Raw genomic sequence first — 1,887 nt, 5'->3', positions numbered from 1 at the left:
TCGCGGAACAGGCGGCGCTCGCCTTCGCGCAGGAAGCCGTACAGCGAGACGCTGTCTTCCTTCTGCGAATAATGAGTGTAGAGCGTGACCTCACGGCCCAGCTCGGGCAGGTCGTAGAAGGTGCTCATCGGCGCCTCCAGCTCGTAGCCCACCCCGTTGACGTCCACCACAAGCCACGGCGGCGCCTTGTAGGCGACGATTCCGCGCAGTCGACCGATCATTGCGTGCAGCTCCTCATTTGCGGCCCCACGCCTGGCGGGCAGTCAGCCCCAGGCGGTTGGCCGTTGCCCTTACGTGGGCATGGGTGATGGCCACGGCCAACGCGTCGGCCGCGTCGGCCTGCAGCTTGGTTTTCAGGTTGAGCATGAGCCCGACCATGTGTTGAACCTGTTGCTTTTCGGCGCCGCCACGACCGACCACCGCCAGCTTGATCTCGCTGGCAGCGTATTCGTGCACCGGCAGGTCGCGCAGCACCACCGCCGAAATCGCCGCGCCACGGGCCTGGCCCAGCTTCAGCGCCGAATCGGGGTTGCGCGCCATGAACACCTTTTCGATGGCCACTTCCTGTGGCTGGAACTCCAGGCACAGCTCGGCCAGGCCCAGCACCAGCAGCTTCATGCGCTGCGGGAAGTCATCGGCGCCGAGCAGCACCAGCGGCTGGTGATGCACGTGGCTGACCCGGCCGCTGGCATCGACATCGATGATGCCGACCCCGGTCCGTTGTGAACCCGGGTCGATGCCGAGAATGCGGGTCATGCGGCACACGCGCGCAGGCCGCTGATCCGGGAAGGACGCATGCGGCGGTGATGGCTGGAAACGTCTGGGGTCATCATGGTCCGCATTGTCCGCTCACCGGCCGCCAAAGGCGACCGGCACAGCGTCCGTTCAGGCGTAGGCGTCCGCGCCGAGATCGGCGTTGGAGTACACGTCCTGCACGTCGTCGAGGTCTTCCAGCATGTCCAGCAGCTTCTTGACCTGCAGGACGGTGTCGCCCTCGACCTTGATGTCGTTGTCGGCACGGAAGGTCAGCTCGGCATGATCCGGCGTGCGGCCAGCCGCCTGCATCGCATCCTTGACTGCGTGGAAGCTGTCCGCGGCGGTGAGCACGTCGATCGCGCCATCCTCCGGGTAGACCACGATGTCATCGGCACCGGCCTCGATGGCCGCTTCGGAGATGGCGTCCTCATCGGCGCCGGCGCCGTAGTGCAGCACGCCCACGCGCTTGAACATGAAGCTGACCGAGCCTTCGGTGCCCATGTTGCCGCCGCACTTGCTGAACGCATGGCGGACATCGGCCACGGTGCGCACGCGGTTGTCGGTCAGGCAATCGACGATGACGGCCACGCCACCGGGCGCGTAGCCCTCGTAGCGGATCTCTTCGTACTCGACGCCTTCCAGTTCACCGGTGGCCTTCTTGATGGCGCGCTCGATCACGTCCTTGGACATGTTCGCGGTCAGCGCCTTGTCCACGGCCACACGCAGACGCGGGTTGTTGTTGGGGTCGCCTCCACCGCCGCGGGCGGCCACGCCGATCTCACGGATGATCTTGGTGAAAATCTTGCCGCGCTTCGCGTCAGACGCGTTCTTGCGGTTTTCGATGGAGGGGCCTCTACCCATGGGTCTTTCCGTACGTGCGTTGATGGATAAGGCCGCGGATTCTACCTGATCGGGCCCGCTGACCGTGTCGAGAGCCGGTAGGATGCCGCCGGGCGTGGCCCGGCGAGAGCGTGCGAACCAACGGTTCGCACCCACCAAGGCAGGACGGTTCGCACCCACCGAAGCAGGACGGTTCGCACCCATCAAGGCAGCGTAGGCGCGTTTTCCCCGGCTACCGCGGTGCACATCGGCTATTACCTCGTCATGATCGTGCTCGGCGTGGCGCTAACC

The 1,887-nt window shown here is 65.7% G+C and carries 3 protein-coding genes; all 3 read right to left on the bottom strand.

Annotated features, from left to right (window positions below):
* Positions 1-221 (bottom strand): OB-fold domain-containing protein (locus tag AB4Y84_RS20525; RefSeq protein WP_442250803.1); only part of this gene is annotated, 221 nt, incomplete at its 3' end.
* A gap of 13 nt (positions 222-234) precedes the next feature.
* On the bottom strand, positions 235-756 hold the full coding sequence (gene ruvC, locus AB4Y84_RS20520) for a crossover junction endodeoxyribonuclease RuvC (protein WP_025874677.1): 522 nt from the start codon (positions 754-756) through the stop codon (positions 235-237).
* Between the two features lie 129 nt (positions 757-885).
* Positions 886-1,617 carry a YebC/PmpR family DNA-binding transcriptional regulator gene (locus AB4Y84_RS20515; protein ID WP_032975140.1) on the bottom strand — a complete coding sequence of 244 codons (732 nt, stop codon included), beginning with the start codon at positions 1,615-1,617 and terminating at the stop codon, positions 886-888.
* Positions 1,618-1,887: the final 270 nt, after the last annotated feature.

It is taken from the genome of Stenotrophomonas sp. 2YAF22 (assembly GCF_052114665.1).
In the GTDB taxonomy this organism is placed as follows: domain Bacteria; phylum Pseudomonadota; class Gammaproteobacteria; order Xanthomonadales; family Xanthomonadaceae; genus Stenotrophomonas; species Stenotrophomonas indicatrix.
The sequence above is the reverse complement of the archived record's forward strand: the minus strand, read 5'-3'. Positions and strand labels throughout refer to the sequence as shown.

Bases quoted from the DNA above. Each gene is read 5' to 3' on its own strand.
- ruvC (WP_025874677.1), bottom strand. From the start codon at position 756: ATGACCCGCATTCTCGGCATCGACCCGGGTTCACAACGGACCGGGGTC.
- AB4Y84_RS20515 (WP_032975140.1), bottom strand. From the start codon at position 1,617: ATGGGTAGAGGCCCCTCCATCGAAAACCGCAAGAACGCGTCTGACGCG.